Source organism: Domibacillus sp. DTU_2020_1001157_1_SI_ALB_TIR_016, assembly GCF_032341995.1.
Classification (GTDB): domain Bacteria; phylum Bacillota; class Bacilli; order Bacillales; family Domibacillaceae; genus Domibacillus; species Domibacillus indicus_A.
On the sequence record NZ_CP135438.1, the window covers coordinates 877,131 to 895,521 of the forward strand.

Annotated in this window: 18 protein-coding genes; 12 read left to right on the forward strand and 6 right to left on the reverse strand. The window is 42.7% G+C overall.

Features of this window, described 5'->3' with window-relative positions:
- The first annotated feature begins 59 nt into the window (after nt 1–59).
- Nucleotides 60–1,424, forward strand: a complete 1,365-nt coding sequence (locus RRU94_RS04160) for an amino acid permease (protein WP_315690493.1) — start codon at nt 60–62, stop codon at nt 1,422–1,424.
- 201 nt (nt 1,425–1,625) lie between these two features.
- On the opposite strand, the gene RRU94_RS04165 is transcribed toward RRU94_RS04160, so the two are convergent.
- Nucleotides 1,626–1,850, reverse strand: coding sequence for a hypothetical protein (locus tag RRU94_RS04165; protein WP_315690494.1), 225 nt, complete (start codon nt 1,848–1,850; stop codon nt 1,626–1,628).
- Entirely contained in the window at nt 1,840–2,445 is a 606-nt protein-coding gene (locus RRU94_RS04170) for a TetR/AcrR family transcriptional regulator (protein WP_315690496.1), read from the reverse strand. The genes RRU94_RS04165 and RRU94_RS04170 overlap by 11 nt, the downstream gene beginning before the upstream one ends.
- Before the next feature lie 160 nt (nt 2,446–2,605).
- On the opposite strand from RRU94_RS04170, the gene RRU94_RS04175 reads away from it, so the two are divergent.
- Together RRU94_RS04175 and RRU94_RS04180 are read left to right on the forward strand one after the other, a co-directional pair.
- Nucleotides 2,606–3,307: an ABC transporter ATP-binding protein gene (locus RRU94_RS04175; protein WP_315690497.1), complete on the forward strand. Its 702-nt coding sequence runs from the start codon at nt 2,606–2,608 to the stop codon at nt 3,305–3,307.
- Nucleotides 3,307–4,428, forward strand: a complete 1,122-nt coding sequence (locus RRU94_RS04180; protein WP_315690499.1) for an ABC transporter permease — start codon at nt 3,307–3,309, stop codon at nt 4,426–4,428. The genes RRU94_RS04175 and RRU94_RS04180 overlap by 1 nt, the downstream gene beginning before the upstream one ends.
- Before the next feature lie 353 nt (nt 4,429–4,781).
- Here RRU94_RS04180 and RRU94_RS04185 read toward each other — a convergent pair whose 3' ends face one another.
- Together RRU94_RS04185 and RRU94_RS04190 are read right to left on the reverse strand one after the other, a co-directional pair.
- Complete coding sequence (locus tag RRU94_RS04185) at nt 4,782–4,937, reverse strand: DUF1540 domain-containing protein (protein ID WP_251272915.1); 156 nt, start codon at nt 4,935–4,937, stop codon at nt 4,782–4,784.
- A gap of 235 nt (nt 4,938–5,172) precedes the next feature.
- Entirely contained in the window at nt 5,173–6,141 is a 969-nt protein-coding gene (locus RRU94_RS04190) for an ABC transporter substrate-binding protein (protein ID WP_315690502.1), read from the reverse strand.
- 201 nt (nt 6,142–6,342) lie between these two features.
- Between RRU94_RS04190 and RRU94_RS04195 the strand changes: the two genes are divergently transcribed.
- From RRU94_RS04195 to RRU94_RS04220, 6 genes are all read left to right on the forward strand, one after another.
- Nucleotides 6,343–7,341, forward strand: coding sequence for a FecCD family ABC transporter permease (locus tag RRU94_RS04195; RefSeq protein ID WP_315690504.1), 999 nt, complete (start codon nt 6,343–6,345; stop codon nt 7,339–7,341).
- Nucleotides 7,338–8,393: a FecCD family ABC transporter permease gene (locus tag RRU94_RS04200; RefSeq protein WP_315690505.1), complete on the forward strand. Its 1,056-nt coding sequence runs from the start codon at nt 7,338–7,340 to the stop codon at nt 8,391–8,393. The genes RRU94_RS04195 and RRU94_RS04200 overlap by 4 nt, the downstream gene beginning before the upstream one ends.
- A 13-nt stretch (nt 8,394–8,406) precedes the next feature.
- Nucleotides 8,407–9,231, forward strand: coding sequence for an ABC transporter ATP-binding protein (locus tag RRU94_RS04205; RefSeq protein ID WP_251272919.1), 825 nt, complete (start codon nt 8,407–8,409; stop codon nt 9,229–9,231).
- Nucleotides 9,221–9,961 (forward strand): hypothetical protein, encoded by a 741-nt coding sequence (locus RRU94_RS04210; protein WP_315690507.1) that lies wholly within the window; start codon nt 9,221–9,223, stop codon nt 9,959–9,961. Before RRU94_RS04205 ends, RRU94_RS04210 begins: the two co-directional genes overlap by 11 nt.
- A gap of 297 nt (nt 9,962–10,258) precedes the next feature.
- Entirely contained in the window at nt 10,259–11,698 is a 1,440-nt protein-coding gene (hpaB, locus tag RRU94_RS04215; RefSeq protein ID WP_315690508.1) for a 4-hydroxyphenylacetate 3-monooxygenase, oxygenase component, read from the forward strand.
- Nucleotides 11,699–11,970: 272 nt separating this feature from the next.
- Nucleotides 11,971–12,405 carry a hypothetical protein gene (locus RRU94_RS04220; protein ID WP_315690510.1) on the forward strand — a complete coding sequence of 145 codons (435 nt, stop codon included), beginning with the start codon at nt 11,971–11,973 and terminating at the stop codon, nt 12,403–12,405.
- Nucleotides 12,406–12,446: 41 nt separating this feature from the next.
- On the opposite strand, the gene RRU94_RS04225 is transcribed toward RRU94_RS04220, so the two are convergent.
- Nucleotides 12,447–13,805 (reverse strand): RNA-guided endonuclease TnpB family protein, encoded by a 1,359-nt coding sequence (locus RRU94_RS04225; protein ID WP_315690512.1) that lies wholly within the window; start codon nt 13,803–13,805, stop codon nt 12,447–12,449.
- Nucleotides 13,806–14,752: 947 nt separating this feature from the next.
- Here RRU94_RS04225 and RRU94_RS04230 point away from each other — a divergent pair.
- Entirely contained in the window at nt 14,753–15,817 is a 1,065-nt protein-coding gene (locus RRU94_RS04230) for a M14 family zinc carboxypeptidase (RefSeq protein WP_315690515.1), read from the forward strand.
- A 51-nt stretch (nt 15,818–15,868) separates the two neighbouring features.
- Nucleotides 15,869–16,291 (forward strand): class I SAM-dependent methyltransferase, encoded by a 423-nt coding sequence (locus RRU94_RS04235; RefSeq protein WP_315690517.1) that lies wholly within the window; start codon nt 15,869–15,871, stop codon nt 16,289–16,291.
- A 115-nt stretch (nt 16,292–16,406) separates the two neighbouring features.
- Here RRU94_RS04235 and RRU94_RS04240 read toward each other — a convergent pair whose 3' ends face one another.
- Nucleotides 16,407–17,315: a DMT family transporter gene (locus RRU94_RS04240; protein ID WP_315690519.1), complete on the reverse strand. Its 909-nt coding sequence runs from the start codon at nt 17,313–17,315 to the stop codon at nt 16,407–16,409.
- A 112-nt stretch (nt 17,316–17,427) separates the two neighbouring features.
- Here RRU94_RS04240 and RRU94_RS04245 point away from each other — a divergent pair, with 112 nt between their 5' ends.
- The gene (locus RRU94_RS04245; protein WP_315690521.1) at nt 17,428–18,294 is read left to right on the forward strand and encodes a LysR family transcriptional regulator; all 867 of its coding nucleotides are present in this window, start codon (nt 17,428–17,430) and stop codon (nt 18,292–18,294) included.
- Nucleotides 18,295–18,391 lie beyond the last annotated feature (97 nt).

Here is an 18,391-nt window from a genome sequence, read left to right on the forward strand (position 1 = left end):
TACTCTATTGCTCATTGTTTCACATTGAAGATTTTATTGTTTTTAAGGAGGCGTTACATGTGGCACAACAAGAATTAAAGAGAGATTTATCCAATCGGCATGTTCAGCTGATTGCCATTGGCGGAACGATTGGTACCGGATTATTTTTAGGGTCCGGTAAAGCGATACAAATGGCGGGTCCCTCTATCATCTTTGCTTATTTAATCGTCGGTATTGCGCTTTTTTTCGTGATGAGGGCGCTGGGGGAACTTCTGTTATCAAAAGGAGGATATCAATCCTTAACAGACATTGCTGAAGACTATCTTGGACCTTGGGCATCGTTTGTTACGGGATGGACCTATTGGTTTTGCTGGATTATGACGGCGATGGCTGATGTAATTGCTGTTGGTGTATATATACAATATTGGTTTGATATCCCGCAATGGATACCAGCGGTTATCTGCTTAATCATTTTATTAGGACTCAATCTATTAACGGTAAAGCTTTTTGGAGAGTTGGAATTTTGGTTTGCTTTAATAAAGGTTATTACGATTCTTGCATTAATTGGCATAGGGGTTATTTTGCTCGTGATGGGATTCCAGACAGATGCAGGGACCGTTACAGTTCAAAATCTGTGGGAACACGGAGGGTGGTTTCCAAACGGAATTTCAGGTTTCTTGCTGTCATTCCAGATGGTTGTATTTGCTTATGTCGGTGTGGAATTAGTCGGTGTATCGGCAGCGGAAACATCTAATCCGCAAAAAAATATCCCATCGGCTATTAATAAAATTCCTTTAAGAATTCTCTTTTTCTACGTGGGCGCACTGATCGTCCTGTTATGTATTAACCCATGGACGGAACTAACTGCAGCGGAAAGTCCGTTTGTTAAAACGTTTAGTTTAGTTGGGATTCCGGTTGCCGCAGGAATTATTAACTTTGTCGTATTAACTTCAGCCGCTTCTGCTTGTAACAGCGGGATGTTTTCAACGAGCCGAATCCTTTATAATTTAAGCAATCAGGACCAGGGTCCAGCCCATTTGGCCAAACTGAATAAAAATCATGTACCAAGTAACGCATTATGGATCTCCACACTTGTTGTATCAGCGGGAGCTCTTTTAAGCAAACTAATCCCGGAACAGGCTTTTGGAATCGTAACAACCATAAGCGCTATTTGCTTTATTTGGGTTTGGAGTGTGATTCTTATTTGCCATTTACGGTATAAGAAAACACAGCCGCACTTACAAGCAAAATCAACATTCAAAGCACCATTCACACCATTTGTGAATTACCTTGTTTTAGCATTGTTCGCGATGATCCTTATTATTATGCTGATTGCCGAAGAAACACGTCCGGCATTACTGATGACTCCTTTATGGTTTATTTTATTATTTGTTTTGTATTGGAGTAGAAAGAAAAAGAAGGAAAGCACTAAAATATCCGCATAATATTAATCATAAATAGGTGCCTGTCTCTGTTGTGTGAATGCGCTCATGGAGCGGAGATCTGCGCCTTACCGTATGTTGTTGAGCACCATACTGAGAAGCAGGAATAAATCAAAACGTATCTATATGAAGGACAGGATCAGTTCACTAGTTATTCCTTCCTCAACAATAGGACATTCTAATAAAGTAACGAAAAACACTTTTTTAGCAGCCAGCAGCCGGCACGTAACCGGTTGCCAGCAATTCCATTACCGCTGGCAGAGAGAAAGTGAGCCTGTGGCAAAGCTGCTCTTCTGAAGAAGTGAAATGATTAAAAATGAAAAGTGTTTCCAAGAGACAAGCCTTTCCGAAGCGAAAGGCTTGTCTCTTTTTAGATATGAAGGCTTTTTTACTTAAAAAGTAAAAAGTTCTCCCAGGTTTATTGCTCAATAGAAAGCCCCATCACAGCAGCCGGCCCCTTTGTCACAAGTTGAATCAAGTACTTTGCCATTTCTTCCGGTGAGTAGGGCTGCCCTGCTGAAATCCACCAAAATATCGTTCCGGTGACGGCCGAGATTAAAAATGGTAAAAAAATCTCTTTTGGAACGAGATGAACGGCGTTTGATCCGAATAAAACATGGAACTGCTCCGTAAAAAGAGTGTTTGCTGTCTGAGCAAAACGCTCCTTCACATTGCCTTCTCCTTCTTGGGCCAGCAGTGTTGTAAAGAAATCAGCATTTTGCCCAACGGCGGTAAAAACAGACTCTATTACAAATAAAAATTGCTTCTGGTATAAGGTTCCGTCATGTACATGCCTTGGCGGAGAAAAGTGATCTCGAAGAGCCGCTAACCGCTCGTCAATCAATCGGTCAAGCAGTTCATACTTATCGGCATAATGAGAATAAAAAGTAGCCCGGTTGATCATGGCGGCATCGGCAATATCTTGGATCGTAATGTCTTGAAACTGCTTTTTCGCTAACAGCTCCAAAAACGCTTTTTCAATGGATTGAAGTGTACGGCGAACACGCAAATCCACTTTTTTCATTCTTCTCACTCCTTTTAAACGACAATTTTGTCCCTTTTGTTCGATAAACAACAGATCGATTGTTTTGCAAATTGATTCTTTAAAACAGAGTCTTAATAATAAAGATAGAATACACAGCGATTCTTATACAACAATTGTTGTATAAAAGGAGGGGATCACGATGATTGTGGTTCGAGGCTACTCTCAGTCATTTGGAAAAAAGGATGTTTTAAAAGAAGTGGATTTTTCAATTGAGAGGGGAGAAATGGTGGGGCTGATCGGACCAAGCGGCTCGGGGAAAACAACGTTAATTAAATCGTTGATTGGCATGCAGGTTCCGACGAAAGGAACGGTTCATGTATTCAATGAACAGCAGCCCACCCTTAAGGTATCGAAGCAGATTGGGTATATGGCACAATCGGACGCTTTGTATGATGATTTAACTTCTAAAGGAAACTTGAAGTATTTCGGTAAATTATATGGACTCCGGAAGAAAAAGCTGGCAGAGCGAATGGAATATGTTCTGCATTTTGTGGACTTGGCGAGAGATGCGGATCGGCCTATCCATTCTTTTTCAGGAGGGATGAAGCGCCGGCTGAGTCTGGCTATTGCACTCATTCATGACCCGCAGATTTTGCTGCTCGATGAGCCAACTGTGGGGATTGATCCGAAGTTGAAGCGAACGTTTTGGGAAGAGTTTGAAGCACTTCGCTCCAGGGGAGTGACGATTTTAGTCACGACCCACATTATGGATGAAGCAGAAAGATGTGACCGTCTTTTGCTTATCCATGATGGACGGCTGATCGACGCAGGCACTCCGCGTGAACTGATCAATCGCTTCGGGTCTATTGAAAATGTATTTATTCAAAAGGAGGGGGTGTAATGCAGGCGCTCGTGGTCGCAGAACGTGTCGTTGCCCAGGTATTCAAAGATAAACGGACGATGGCGATGATGTTTTTGGCTCCTTTGTTTATTCTTTATTTATTATTTACCATTTTAGGGTCGAGTTCAGACAACGTTACGATCGGCACAGTTGGCCTGCCAGCGTCCTTCGAACAAATATTAAAAGAAGAAACGCCTGCCCGCTCGTATGCGTCACGCGAAGCAGCGGAAGAAGCGATGGAAGGGCTGCAAATCGATGCGCTTGTTTATCTAGAAAACGAAACACCTCATATTTTAATTGAAGGAGGCGATGTGTCCAAAAATGCGCAGGCGCTCCAGGTAATTCAATCTGCTTTAACCAAACAATCCGTTGAGCAGGGGCGGACGGTAAACAAGCAGCTGTTCGAACAAATCAAGCAGCTGCAGGTTCAGCTCGGCCAGGAAGCGAATGTGCCGGTTGAGTCTGCACCTACGGCTGTTGGAAAGCCGCAAATTGATTTTTTATACGGCGACGAAGATGCAGGGCTCTTTGATCAAACGGCCCCCGCTTTAATGGGGTTTTTTATCTTTTTGTTTGTGTTCATTATTTCAGGGGTAAGCTTTCTCCGCGAGCGCTCATCGGGCACACTGGAGAGAACACTTGCGACACCATTAAAGAGGTCGAGTATCGTATGGGGATATTTTATCGGCTTTTTTCTGTTTGTCGTCATTCAAACGCTTCTGATTCAGTTGTTTATGGTGAATGTATTGGATGTAACCCAGTCCGGAAGCTACAGTTTGCTGCTGCTTGTGAACTTACTGACTGCAAGCGTCGCTTTGTCACTCGGCCTGCTGCTGTCAAGCTTTGCAAAATCCGAGTTTCAGCTTATTCAGTTTATTCCGCTTGCAATCGTACCACAGATCTTCTTCAGCGGAATCTTTGATTTATCTGACGCACCCGTCTGGGTAGAGGTCATTAACCGCTTAATGCCGCTTACGTATGCGGCTCACGCCCTGCAAAATATTATGACACGAGGCGCAGGAATGGATACAGTCGGAATCGATTTGCTCGTCCTTGCTGGGTTCATTGCCGTCTTCGTTTTGCTGAATATGCGTGTGCTTCGAAAAGAGCGGCCTGTTTAATAGGTGTGAATAAAAGCAGGGAAGCCAGGGAGAACAGCCCTGGCTTTTTAAACGGTCAGTTCAAACCATGGCTGTACTGCGGCAAAAATGTAACGGTGCAGAAGAAGGGAAGTATCTCGGTTTAAGAAAAATTCATATACAAAAAAATGGAGTATGTAAAAGTGGAATAAAAAGAGAATTGGATGTGTTTAATTTCTTTAAAAGGAGCACTGCTGAAAAGATTGTTGTGAAGGAAGAGGGGTAAAGTAAAGTTTTTTGTCTATTCTGAAAATAAATTTTAGATGAAAATGATATTTATTATCAACAGAAGGGCTAAGAGATGGCAACCTATATTGCGGTTGCCTTAAAGAGAATTACAGCTCTGGAACAAATGTTTTGCAATCAGTTTCTTCACTATTAGATGCTTCTTTCCCCTTATGGCTGACAACATAAATCGCTTCTGCTGCACATTTATTTCCCGATGCCCAATACTTGCAGTTATTTACCTCACATAAAACGTCTTTAGCCATGATTGTATACCTCCTCTTTAGTTATTTATATTTTAGCCAGATTTATTTTTTATTAAACATAGAACAGGTAATGAAGAAGGTGAAGGCCATTTATTCATAAAAAAATCTCCAGCTGGAGCATGGAACTGGCCTGTTTCTCAGACAGGATCAGTTCCATGAGTAGAAAAAAGATTTTCCTCCCGCATAGAGATGCATGTATGCATTATTTTATTATAAGAAAAAAGTGTTTGTTTTCTTATTTGCTTTTCATAATTTCAGAAAGGTCATCCAGCATTTTATTTGCTGCAATAACTCCGCCGGCTGTGTTCCAAATTGAATCATCTACTTTATGAGCGTTTCCGGTTTTTACTGCCTGAAGATTTTTGAAAAGAGGATCGTTGATCCATTCTTTTTCAAGTTCGGTCGCTTCGCCGCTTCCTTCTTCAAATGTGAAGTAGAAAAGAACATCGCCATCCATGGCTGGAATACGCTCTTTTGTTGCATTTTTCTCAGCAAAATCATCTTTGTCCTGTTCTGCCGGACGGGCAAACCCAAGCTGTTCTAAAATAACACCGGAGAAAGAATCTTTATGATAAATACGAACATCTCCCGGCATGAAACGTACCATAGAAATTTCCTTCTTCACTTTGTCGCCCAGCTCTGCTTTTAAATCTGCAATCCGCTGGTCATATGCTGCAATGACTTCTTTTCCTTCTTCTTCTTTGTTAACTGCTTTTGCATATAATTCGAAATTTTCTTTCCATTCTCCACGCAGTGTTTCTGAAAATACAGTCGGTGCGATGGCACTTAACTGGTCATAAATTTTTTCCTGGCGTAATTTATTGCCAATAATCAAATCGGGCTGAAGCTTTGCGATCGCTTCTACATTTACAGGATCTTCCTGTCCCACTACTTCTACGCCTTCCATCTGGTCTTTAATATGGTCATACCATGGGTCGCCGGCGTAGGATTGAACAGCGCCAACCGGTTTAACGCCAAGCGCAAGCAGGGCTTCTGTTCCTTCATTTGTCAAGATCACGACTCGCTCAGGTGTTCCTTTAATCTCCGTTGTCCCCATTGCATGTTCAATCGTATAAGATTCTTCAGCCGGTGCTTCTTTTTCTCCTTCAGCGCCCGCTGTTTTTTCTTCTTTGTTTCCACAAGCTGCTAAGATGAGCAGCAATAGAACCGAAAGCAAAGATAAAATAGATTTGTTCCACTTCATATGTATGTATCCCCCTATAAAAAATCTTTGAAAATGATTTTCATTACCATTTACAACGTTTATAGTAATGGCATCTCATCCTTAAGTCAATAGTAAATGATAATGATTTTCAAAGTCATTGACGGTAAGGCTTGTTTTTCTTTACAATATCACTGGAATCGCTTTTAAAAGTTATGTATGGGCGGCAGGAAGGATACGAGGATGGAGAATGTAACAAAAAATCTATTATTTTTACTAGGTGGTATGTTAGCTGCAGCGCTATGTGTGCTGTTAAGTATTGTATACGGCTATACGGATACCTCCTGGAGGGAAGCCTATCAGGCATTTGTACAGTTTAACGGTTCAACCGATCACTTAGTGATCCAAAACGTCCGGCTTCCAAGAGCGCTCATTGCTGGAGCGGCAGGGGCAAGTCTGGCTATGGCAGGAGCTATTATGCAGACTGTGACTAAAAACCCGCTGGCAGCGCCAGGTATTCTTGGAATCAACGCGGGGGCGAGCTTTTTTGTTGTCGCTGCTATAACAATATTTGGCTTAAACGGAACGCAGACTCTGTCCTGGGTTGCTTTTGCGGGAGCAGGGCTGGCCGCTGTTCTTGTTTTCTGCATAAGTGCAGCTGGCAGAGAAGGGATGACCCCTATGAAACTAACTTTGGCAGGTGCGGCTATTGCGGCCATGTTTTCTTCGTTCACGCAAGGGCTTCTTGTTTTAGAAGATTCAGCTCTTGAACAAGTGCTCTTTTGGCTTGCTGGCTCTGTGCAGGGACGGAAGCTTGAGGTGCTGCAAGCCGTTTTTCCTTATTTAGCAGCTGGATGGGTATTTACTCTTTTACTGGCCAAAAAGTTGAATGTTCTGGCGATGGGTGATGATGTCGCGAGAGGACTTGGTCTTAACCTAGTGCTTGTGAAATCTTTATCTGTCATGGTCGTTGTACTGCTTGCGGGCGGAACCGTTGCAGTAGCCGGGCCCATTGGATTTGTAGGAATCATGGTTCCTCATATTGCAAGAAGCTGGATTGGAATCGATCATCGATGGCTGCTGCCTTTTTCAGGCTTGCTTGGCGCTGTTTTTCTGCTTGCAGCAGATGTCAGCGCCCGCTATATTATTATGCCGCAGGAAGTGCCGGTTGGTGTTATGACGGCTGTGATTGGAGTGCCATTCTTTATTTACATTGCAAGAAAGGGGTTTGGCGCTCAATGAAGCGATATCAAGTAACACGGCTGTCTCAAGGCCGTATATCTTTTTTGCTGGATCTAGCAGCCACAAAAAAAATTCTCTTATTATTTTTTGTACTTTTAGCCGTTTTTACAGTAAGTGCGGCTTTAGGTGATATCAGGCTCAGCTTTATGAGCGTACTTCAAACATTTACTGGCGGCGGCACACAGCTGGATCAGTTAGTTGTGTTTTCTTTCCGAATGCCAAGAATGATTGTAGCCATGCTGGCAGGAATGTCGTTGGCCATGGCGGGAGCTATTTTGCAGGGACTGGTGCGAAATCCACTCGCATCTCCTGACATTATTGGTCTTACGGCTGGGGCAAGTGCAGCTGTTGTCAGCTTTTTGGCTCTTTTTAGCAATGAAAGCAATGCCTTAACGGTCAGTATACAGTGGCTGCCGCTGGCTGCTTTTCTAGGGGCTGCGCTGGCCGCGCTACTCGTTTACCTATTGTCCTGGAAAAACGGTGTTTCACCTGTCCGCATGGTGCTCATTGGCATCGGGGTATCTGCTTTAATGCAGGCAGCTACGACGATGATGATGATCGTAGGGCCCATTCATCAGGCAAGCCAGGCCAACATCTGGATTACAGGGACGGTTCATGGAGTGAACTGGAAAGAAGTTTCCATTATGGCTCCTTATGCAGTATCTCTCATGATCATTACGTTTTTGGCAGCACGCCATCTTAATATACAAGAGCTTGGGGAGGAGCTGGCCGTAAATGCCGGAGTAAAGGTGGAACGCCAGCGTTTTTGGCTGATTTTACTTGCGACCGGGCTTGTCGGCGGTGCAGTAGCGTTCGCGGGAGGAATTGGTTTTGTCGGTTTAATTGCTCCTCATATGGCAAGGAGGCTGGTCGGTTCATCGTTTGGTCCCTTGCTCGCTGCTTCGGCTTTGTTAGGTGCTATTTTAGTTATACTGGCAGATTTAGTTGGCCGCACCCTTTTCTTGCCGTTAGAAGTTCCTGCTGGTGTATTTACGGCTGGAATCGGCGCCCCTTATTTTATTTATTTACTTTTACGGTCAAAACGGCTATAAGGAGTGAAAACAAATGGCTGAAACGAGCATTACAACAGAGCAACTAACATTGTCATATGGGAAGAATATTATTATTGACGAACTTGATTTAGCGATACCCAAAGGGAAAATTACGGTTCTAATAGGGGGCAATGGATGCGGAAAGTCAACGCTGCTTCGGTCGGCAGCAAGACTGCTAAAGCCGATTTCCGGAACGATTTTGCTCGATGGAGAAGAGATTGCCAGCATGCCGACAAAGGAAGTAGCCAAAAAAATGGCGATCCTGCCACAGTCGCCATCCGCCCCGCAGGGACTGACCGTACTGCAGCTAGTCAAGCAGGGACGCTATCCGCACCAAACATGGCTGAAGCAGTGGTCTTCTGAAGATGAAACTGCCATTCAAAATGCCCTGGCGTCAACCGGCCTTCTTGACTTGCAAGACCGCCCTGTTGATGAGCTGTCCGGCGGACAGAGGCAGAGAGCCTGGATTGCCATGACCCTTGCTCAAAACACCGAGACGATTCTGCTTGATGAACCTACTACGTACTTAGATATGACCCATCAGATTGACATTTTGGATCTGCTGTTTGAATTAAATGAGCTTGAACAGCGGACGATTGTGATGGTGCTGCATGATTTAAACCTGGCTTGCCGCTATGCACATCACATTATCGCCGTTAAAGATAAAGGGGTTTATGCGCAGGGCGCACCCGAAAACATTATGAACAGTGAACTTGTAAGACATGTTTTTCAAATGGAATGCCAGATTATAACGGACCCTCTTTTCGGTACACCGCTTTGTATTCCATATGGAAAAGGCCGTTCTATTTTGGAAAGGTCACCTTCTTATGCAAAGTAACTGGACAGCGAAAGAAAAAGAGCTGTTGGAATCGAGAAGTCGTTTTTTATTTGAGAAACCAAAAAGCGGAAAAGGTGTACCGCTTTCTGTGTTTCTCCAACCAGACGCTTTTTCCGCTTTTTTAAAAAAAGAAGCCGGCCGTATTGGATCAGATAACACAAAAGTCGCCGCTTCGATTTTCATTAAGCGTTATGCATTTTTACTAGTTGGGGTTCTTGCTTCCTGGTCGTTTTTCCGCAAGCCCTTTTTCTTTTCGCCCCAGGCCATTTGGCTGGTTGATGATGGCCATTTAGATGCTTGGAGGCCAAAGTTTTTCCTGGATGAAGCGGTCTGCAGGCAAAAACACGGGCAGATTGAAGAAGCGTTCTATCATATGAACGCGGTGATTGAATCTGCCAAAGAAGCAACGGGAATTTCTCCCGCTATTCTACGAGAAAACTTGGCGGTCTATATATCTTGGCTCTATGAAACGGTAGCGGAAGAAAAAGAATTATCTGCTGTATCGAAAAGAGCAAAAAAAGACTTTATGTGGCTGCTGGCACCAGACCGGGCCTCTCTTTTTGGAGGAGACGAGGCAAATCTGCTTGCTGCGTATTTTAAAGAAAAAGAAGTTATTGAAGGGCAGAAGAAGCCATTAAGAATTCGGTCTACCTGCTGTTTAAACGTTAAGCTTACAACAGGAGGGAAAAGATGCTCGGTTTGTCCAGTCCAACATAAAGCAGATTTCTAAGAAGGCAGAAAGAGAGCTTGTTAAGCAGGGCTTCACCGTTAGCATCTCTAGTCGAAGAAAAGTTTTAATGAAGGAAGTGTTTTTAAGGCTAATACATAATGAGGGCAGGGCGTTTGCTCGACTGTATAACCACTAAAGAGGTGCCGCGTATGGGGTTAATTAAGAACTAAAAATAGCTTTTATGAGTGCATCGTACAGCCTCTCAGCAGTAATAATTGAGAAGACATATCCATATGCTGTGAAGAAGGCGATGAACGGCTTTTGCATGTCCATAACAAAACAAGTAGGGGTGTGTCTATGGCTGCTATTACCGGTAACGGTTACATTGAGCGGATTGATCGGCTGCACACATGTGTCTGGATAGATGGAGTCCCGGTAACAGGCAAAATCTCGGAACACCCGGCATTCAAAGGAGTCATGAAAAGTCAGGCCGCACTGTATGACTTGCAGCATAAGAACTCCCTTAAAGGGACCCTGACATATCCGTCACCGTTAAGCGGGGCGCCGGTAGGGATGTCGTATTTACAGCCGAAAACAAAGGAAGAGTTAAGGAAAAGGCGGGCGATGATCCAGCAGTGGGCCTTGTCAAACAACGGCATGATGGGCAGAAGCCCAGATTATATGAATACGATGTTAATGGCGTTTGCTTCTTCGGCCAATTGGCTGACAGGGAAAGAACATTGTTTCCCGGAGCATTTACTGAAGTTTTATGAATATGCGCGCGAAAATGACGTATCGATGACTCATACATTTATCGATCCGCAGGTGAACCGGGGCAAGTTTTACTTTGAAAACACCGATGAACCGATAGCGGCCAAAATTGTAGGCACAAACAGTGAAGGCATTATTATAAAAGGAGCGCGTCTCCTGGCCACACAAGGCGGGATCACTGATGAAATCGTTGTTTACTCAGCAGGCGGCATTCAGGAAAAAGCCAAAAGCTTTGCTTTTTCGATCCCCAGCAACAGTGACGGTCTTACGTTTATTTGCAGAGGCTCGTTTGTAGAAGGAGACTCTGCTTTCAACTATCCGCTTAGCTCAAGGTTTGAAGAAATGGATACGATTGTAGTGTTTGATCATGTAGTGGTTCCATGGGAACGTGTTTTTTACTATCACAATATAGAAGTGTCTAACGGCTTTATGCCGTCCAGCTCCGTTTTGCCTTTTACACTTCATCAAGTAGCTTCCCGGCAGATTGTAAAAACAGAATTTGTATTGGGGATTGTTCAATCCATTATTGAAACAATCCATATTGGGGAATATCAGCACGTTCAGGACAAAGCGTCTGAAATCATTACTGCTTTAGAAACGATGAAGGCTTTAGTGATGAAGTCAGAAGCCGAGGCACAGATCGATGAGTGGGGATTTATGCGGCCGGATCAAACAACTCTTCAAATTGCCGTCCATTTTTTCCCGCGCATTTATCCACGGTTTGCAGAAATCATTCAGCTGCTAGGCGCAAGCGGATTAATGACTCTCCCAACTGAAAAGGCCTTTCAGTCTAATATCCGAAAAGACCTGGACCACTACCTGCAGGCTAAAGCAGCGAATGCGGAGGACCGTGTGAAAATATTTCGCCTGGCCTGGGATTTAACGATGAGCTCGTTTGGTACACGCGAAACGCTGTATGAACGGTTTTTCTTTGGCGATCCCGTTAAACTTTCCAGCCACTTATATTTTTCTTACGACAAAAAGCCGTATGTGGACCGGGTAAAGAACTTTCTGCAAAAAGAGTAGGCGAAATCGATAACAGAGGTAAACGGCAGACCTGCACTACCTCATAAACACTTTTTAAAAAGCTTGGAAACCTGGTAGAGAACAGCATGATCTCTGCAGGATTTCCGGCTTTTTTGCTGTGAACAAATGTTTCAACGAGGAAAAGAAAGCAGTGGTTCTTTATGGGGATCAAACTGCCGATAAAGAATGCGCCATCTTAAAATGCCTGAAGCAGCATCGCCAGCTTTTATATATCAACTTTGGGGGTAAGGTAAGAAAAAGGAGAGGATCTTATGAGCGAAGCAAATCATCAAACGGAAAAGCAAATGATTTCATATATTCGTGCTCATCATAAAAGCGGCATTTGTTCCAAACAGGAGCTGTCAAAGCAAATCGGTTCGATAAGTGAAATTAACCAAGCAATTGATGCATCGAGTCAACTGGTCGAATGGGGGAAAGATCAGGTTATCCTGGCTGAGAAGCTTATTATTAGAATCAGTGACCGGAAAATCATTACTAAATACTTTCACCATGCTTTTGAAAAAGGAGGGTTTTCTCCTCACCAGCTGCTCCAAGAAATGAAAACAGACAGAAGACTGGCTGCTATATTAAGAGAAAAAAGAATTAATGAAGCAGCCCAGCTCGCTTCCTTGATAAAGATGCTTCTTCCAAATGTAAAGGGAGACAGTCAATTTCGTGAACCTCTCCACCTAAATCAAAGATTTTGATGGAGCATCCCTTATCTTGAATACGGTACAACATCAGCGGGTTAAGCTTCCTTCGGAAGCCCGAGTGCATGATGGAGACTAATGAACGAAGACAAGGTCTGGGATGTCCTTATTGCCAGCTCAGGAACTTTTGCCTGAAGTGACAACCATTTCGTTTCCGAAATGGTTTTTTGAAAAGCCCGAATGAAATAACGGGCCCCGATATTATAAGAAGCGGACAAATCCGCGTGATAGACTTTGCCCGTTGAAAACGTGGCAAGGTCTTTTTTCCGGTTCCGTTCCACTTTTCCAGAGCCATCAAATGCCAGGGCGCTGGTGTTTCGCGGATTGATCCGGAATATACGCATGCCCTGGCAGTGCGCCATTTCTTCCACTTTGTTCTGGATGCCTATTTTTCGCCATCCGTGAAGCTTGAAACGAAGTTTCCTGGCTCCATAAAATCCTTTTGGGATTTTTATTTTGCCCAGATATTCGAATACGATGACGTCACAGCCATGCTTTGCTGCAAATTTTATAATTTCCTGGCTTGTGTGGCGGACAATATGCTGCTGGTACCCATTGATCTGTCGCCAAAAATTCGGTGCCTCAATGCGGCCGCTTGCCCGCTGGGCTTTCCGCAGCTTGTTCGTTAACGTCTGCAGACGGTCTTTTTCTTTAGGCTGGTCAATAAACTTCCGGCCTAAGACAGTGCCTCTTACATCGATAATTGAACAAACCGCAGAGTTCGTCAGTCCGAGATCTACCGCACACACTTTTTGCTCTTGAATAGGCGTTTTTGCTAAAGTGACTTTGTTTTCATAGCTGATGGAAAGAAAGAATTTCTTTCCCCGCTTAATCAGCTTAGGGTTGTTCTCTTTCCATTCCCAGACACCCCGTTTATAAAGGTCCTGCCCTTTAAATTCGATATCTGTCCATACCCAGTCATTCTGGTAGAATACCTTGATTTGCGCAGTCGTATCAGACGTCCTGTTGAACATGTTCTCACGATAAAAAACGGGGAACTCTTTATGTTTTACTTGCAGCCGTGGAGGCTGTTTTTTAAACTTTTTTCCTTCGGAAAGAGCGTATTTCTGCTCTTTTTCCCAATTTTGATAGTTAGAGCGGAAGCTCTTTACTTTGCCAAAAGCGGAAGCAATAGCACTTCTGCGAAAATAGGACGGAAACTTGTAAAAACGTTCGTTAAATTCTTTGTATTTCGGAAGAGGGTTTGATTTGGTTGCGTGAATCAGTTTTTCTACTGCCGGCACAATTGATTTTGTTGTCAGGTCGTCGGTATGATCAAACTCTTTGTCGATCACTTGAATGATGAAAGACAGGGCATCATTATAAATATCTAGCGTATCATTGAAGATTTCGGTCCGGTTTGTAATTTTGTGCAGCAGTGACTTCGCAACTTTCATGATCAAACCCTCCTTTCCATTATTTAGTCCTTACGATACGTTGATCGTATCAAAATGGAAATCAATTGTAAAACGAAAAGAGAATCAATATGAGTGATTATAAATAAGAAGTAGCAATGGGTCTAATGAAAAAATATATAGAAGAGTAGGAAGAATTAAGACCTTAGCGCCTAACCCCCACTAAATCGGAGATTTTGAAGGGGAATGCGGCGCTAATTTTTTGTTCAATTAGCGGATAGTCCGATTGATAGTTTGAACAAAGCTGAAACGTTTATCGGACAGATTCCTAAACCATAATGTAGATAAGAAATTTTATGGCATTTTAGTGATGAATTTTTAAAAGGAACGAGCCGGCGAGGAGATAAAGCGTGAGGATGATCGCGAATGGCTCTCTTGATTTTTTCAGGGATTTTCAGATACCCATTATTTTGAAAGTGGTTTTATCAGTAGATAATCATTGCTTTACATTAGTAGGATCAGTTTTATTCAAGCAGCTTTAAAGCCGCTTTTTAAATTTAATGAAAGTTTTTATAAAAAGAAGAGTGATATATTTTCATAAAATGTTTTTTATCTATATTACGTTTTTTCCTTTCTGACGACTCGAATAAGTGCACAGCATTGCTGTTACCTCACCTTTTTTCCTTGTCATTCCGCATCATTCGCCTTTAATCAGCAGAAAAAGCCCTGCCTTTTTATCGATTTTTTTACCTTTAAAAGTTATTAGCGAAGGAATTTAGTCAATTTTACCTTTTACAGGAAAATAAAAATAACAAAAAATATGAATTAATAGATACTTATGGAAAATAAAGATAATTATGTATGTACATATCATGGTTCACAGCGTCGAAAATAGTCTAATGAATAGTCCTTCAACTCTATTAAAAGCAAGCAAATAACGTGATAAAGTCGAATAGGGAAGTACGATAAATGGAATGGAGGATGACGAAATGAATGTGAAAAAGAAAGTTTTATCTGTTTCTTTGTCCGGTTTAATAGCGTGGGGGGCTGTAACGGCTGTTTCTCTTCCAGTCAGTGCAGTAGGAAATGGCCCGAGTGCTGGTAATGGTTCCGTCCAAACGTCTAACCTGCATACATATGAAAGCATGGCGGCGTATTTAAAAACAGAAGACGCAAAGCAGGAAGCGATGGAGCTTGAAATCATCGGACAGACAGTAAAAGGCCGGGATATTTATATGGCCAAATATATTTCGAATCTTTCGAATCCAACCATTTTATTTTTAACCCAGCAGCACGGCAATGAGCAGCTGACTACAGAAGGAGCTTTAGAATTTATTAAACACTTGGGTACCAGCAAAACAAAAGATGTTTTAAACCATGTAAATATACTGGTGATCCCAATGCTCAATGCGGATGGAGCGATGGGAGATGTGAACTTCTCTCTTGATGAGTATATGGCTGATGGAGACCGCCATTTAACACGGTATAATGCGAACAATGTTGATTTAAATCGTGAGCATGCTAAAGCCATTGACGAGATGCAAATTGAGGTAAAATCTTTATACGAAAATGTGTTTGAAAAATACGAAATTAACTACATGATTGACCTGCATCACCAAGGAACATTAAGCGAGACCAATGGCGAATTGGTATCGGGTTCTATACTTTATCCTACAAATGCTGATGTGAAGCCAGAAGTGCTGGAGGACTCTAAAAAACTTGGTTCTGTCGTTTACCACGCTATTGAAGAAACCGGATGGGGTCATATTGGCAGATACGATGGCGGTTCAGGTGTGAATATCGGCCGAAACGGTGCCGCCGTGCGTTATAATATTGCCACCCTTCTTTTTGAAATGCGCGGCATGTCTGATCACTATATTGAATCCTATGCACTTGGACAAAAAAGCAACGGTTACTTAATCAAACAAACCATCACAACGCTCGATGCGGCTGTCAGAGCCATTGCAGATGGATCTATTGAAACAGCGGATACTAGCTTCTGGGATACGCTTCCGACTCAAACGAACAGACCGGGCGGGGAAGCGGACGAGTAAAACAATGATATTAGAAAAGCCGCTTCAATATGCAGGGCTGAAGCAGGTTTGTTGTTCGATCTCTCAGAAAAAATGATCGATGTCGCTAAGGAAAGATTCGCAAGGGATGAAGATGTTGATTATATCATTGCTGATTATACCGACTATACATTTGACAGAAACTATGATCTTGTTATTTCTTCACTTTCTATTCACCATTTGCCTGATGAAGAAAAAAAGAAGCTATACCAAAGAATTTTCTCTTTTCTAAATTCTGGAGGAGTATTTGTAAATGCTGATCAAGTTCTTGGAGACACTCCGTTTATAGAGTCACTGTATAAAGAGGACTGGCGTAACAAAGTCGAAAGAAGCGGTTTATCACTACAAGAAATCGAAGCGGCTTATGAACGTACGAAGCTGGATAAAATGTCTACGCTTGAAGAACAGCTTTGCTGGCTAAAAGAAAGCGGCTTTCATGACGTTGACTGTCTCTAATAAATACTTGAACTTTGTTGTGTTGTTTGGGAGAAAAATGTATTAATGATTTACTCCATAGACCAATAACGGAAAAACCCTGACGTGAAACAATCAGGGTTTTTCTCAAGGAAAGCTACTTGGTTTCGCTTTGTCTATAGAAAAAGCGGTGTGCAAATTTTGCGTTAAAGAGCCTCTTTTGATCAAGCTGGGCTAATAAAATACCACAGAGAATGAGGGATGACCCGGCAAAATCTTTTGATGTAAAACTTTCTCTCCAAAAAAGAACGGCGAACAGAGCAGCAAAAATGGGCTCGGTCGCAAAAATGAGTCCAGTGTGGGTAGGAGATGTATGCTGCTGGGCGATAGCCTGGCATATAAATCCGATAGCACTGCAAAAAATGCCTAGCCCTAATATCGCAATCCATGCATCAGACGTTGCCGGCAAAGAAGGGTGCTCAAACAGCATGCTGCATACCAAAGCAATAGCGCCTGCGAAGCCTAATTGAAGGACACCGAGGGTGATCGGATTTCCTTCTTTAGCTGCCCAGCCTGTAAAAAGAATGTGAATCGCATAACTAAGCGCAGAGCCGATACACAAAAGGTCACCTAAATGAATCGTCAGAGAGGACTTTAATGTGAGTACACTAATGCCGATAAGGGTGATCATCACACCTGTACCTACTGTCCATGACGGTAGGCTTCTTTTCAGCAAGCAATGAATCAGAGGAACGAACACAACTGTAAGGCTTAAAAGAAACCCCGCTTTAGAAGCGGAGGTCATGCTGACACCGAAAGTTACCAAAGTAAAAACAGAAAATAATAACACCCCTAAAACAAAAGAAGACGTGAGCGTTTTAATATTGATGTTGACAACCTGCTTACGGAATAAGATACCGGCGATGAAAAAAGCGATTAAGCACCTTAATGCAATAATATTAAAAGCGCCAAGTGAACCGAGCCCCATTTTCATAAACACATAGGACAAGCCCCAGAACATATTTACTCCGATCATCATAACAGTCGCTTTTAGCTGAATACTCATTTTAGTCATCCCCTTTATGTTCCTCTCTTACTAACATACAAAGGGATTTACCATTAGTAAAATGAATCTTTATAATTAATTCCATGAATTAATTTAATGAAAGGAGACGAAAATGAGCTTAGTAAAATATGAAATTTTAAATAAAGTGGCCGAGATGAAAAGCTTTACCAAAGCGGCAGATGTTTTAGGACTAACACAATCAGCTGTCAGTCATGCGATAACCGGCCTTGAATCAGAATTTGGCTTTTCTTTAATACATCGGAATCGATCCGGCGTTACCCTGACCAGGGAAGGGGAAGAGATGTTGGTGACGATTCGGAAAGTTTTATACTTTAACGAAAAAGTACATCAGGAAGCAGCTGGCATAACAGGGCTGATAAAAGGAACATTAAAAATTGGCGTGTTCACCAGTGTATCGGCGAACTGGCTTCCGGATATTCTTAAAATCATGGAAAACCGCTATCCTTATCTCCGGATAGAATTAATAGAAGGAGATTATCTTGAAATTGAACAGTGGCTGTTAAGCGGAGAAATTGATTGCGGATTTATCAATATGGAGCACTCCGACCAGTTTAATGTAATCCCGCTGAAAAAAGATCGGCTGTTATGTATTGTTTCCAATGAAAGCAGTCTTTATCATCATGCTTCAGTCCGTTTTGAGGATCTGGAAAAGGAGCCGTTTATTATGCCGGCATATGGAGGCTATCACGATGTGAAGCGCTTATTTGAAGAAAACGGTATTCAGCCAGCTGTTCGCTTTGAATTAATGGAAGAGAGGGCCATTATGTCTATGGTGGCCCATCACTTAGGCGTGAGCATTTTGCCTGAAATGGTGCTGGACCCGCTTTTGCCGGAACTTCGTGCGATTCCTTTAGAAACAGACAGCTACCGTTCCATCGGGCTTGCGACCCGCTATGCGCTTTCTCCTGCTGCAGAAAAGTTTGCCCAAATCACTCAATCATGGGTCACGAATAATTGAAAATAAACAGGTATTGTGAGCAAAAAGGCAATGAGGGTTGAGAGTGGGTACTTCGTTAAACAGCCAGGGAATAGCCTGTGCAGTTGCGGAAGCTTTG

Coding starts and splice junctions, on each gene's coding strand:
- RRU94_RS04205 (WP_251272919.1), top strand. CDS start 8,407: ATGGCTGAAACGAGCATTACAACAGAGCAACTAACATTGTCATATGGG.
- RRU94_RS04200 (WP_315690505.1), top strand. CDS start 7,338: ATGAAGCGATATCAAGTAACACGGCTGTCTCAAGGCCGTATATCTTTT.
- hpaB (WP_315690508.1), top strand. CDS start 10,259: ATGGCTGCTATTACCGGTAACGGTTACATTGAGCGGATTGATCGGCTG.
- RRU94_RS04170 (WP_315690496.1), bottom strand. CDS start 2,445: ATGAAAAAAGTGGATTTGCGTGTTCGCCGTACACTTCAATCCATTGAA.
- RRU94_RS04175 (WP_315690497.1), top strand. CDS start 2,606: ATGATTGTGGTTCGAGGCTACTCTCAGTCATTTGGAAAAAAGGATGTT.
- RRU94_RS04190 (WP_315690502.1), bottom strand. CDS start 6,141: ATGAAGTGGAACAAATCTATTTTATCTTTGCTTTCGGTTCTATTGCTG.
- RRU94_RS04245 (WP_315690521.1), top strand. CDS start 17,428: ATGAGCTTAGTAAAATATGAAATTTTAAATAAAGTGGCCGAGATGAAA.
- RRU94_RS04220 (WP_315690510.1), top strand. CDS start 11,971: ATGAGCGAAGCAAATCATCAAACGGAAAAGCAAATGATTTCATATATT.
- RRU94_RS04240 (WP_315690519.1), bottom strand. CDS start 17,315: ATGAGTATTCAGCTAAAAGCGACTGTTATGATGATCGGAGTAAATATG.
- RRU94_RS04195 (WP_315690504.1), top strand. CDS start 6,343: ATGGAGAATGTAACAAAAAATCTATTATTTTTACTAGGTGGTATGTTA.
- RRU94_RS04230 (WP_315690515.1), top strand. CDS start 14,753: ATGAATGTGAAAAAGAAAGTTTTATCTGTTTCTTTGTCCGGTTTAATA.
- RRU94_RS04185 (WP_251272915.1), bottom strand. CDS start 4,937: ATGGCTAAAGACGTTTTATGTGAGGTAAATAACTGCAAGTATTGGGCA.
- RRU94_RS04210 (WP_315690507.1), top strand. CDS start 9,221: ATGCAAAGTAACTGGACAGCGAAAGAAAAAGAGCTGTTGGAATCGAGA.
- RRU94_RS04225 (WP_315690512.1), bottom strand. CDS start 13,805: ATGAAAGTTGCGAAGTCACTGCTGCACAAAATTACAAACCGGACCGAA.
- RRU94_RS04180 (WP_315690499.1), top strand. CDS start 3,307: ATGCAGGCGCTCGTGGTCGCAGAACGTGTCGTTGCCCAGGTATTCAAA.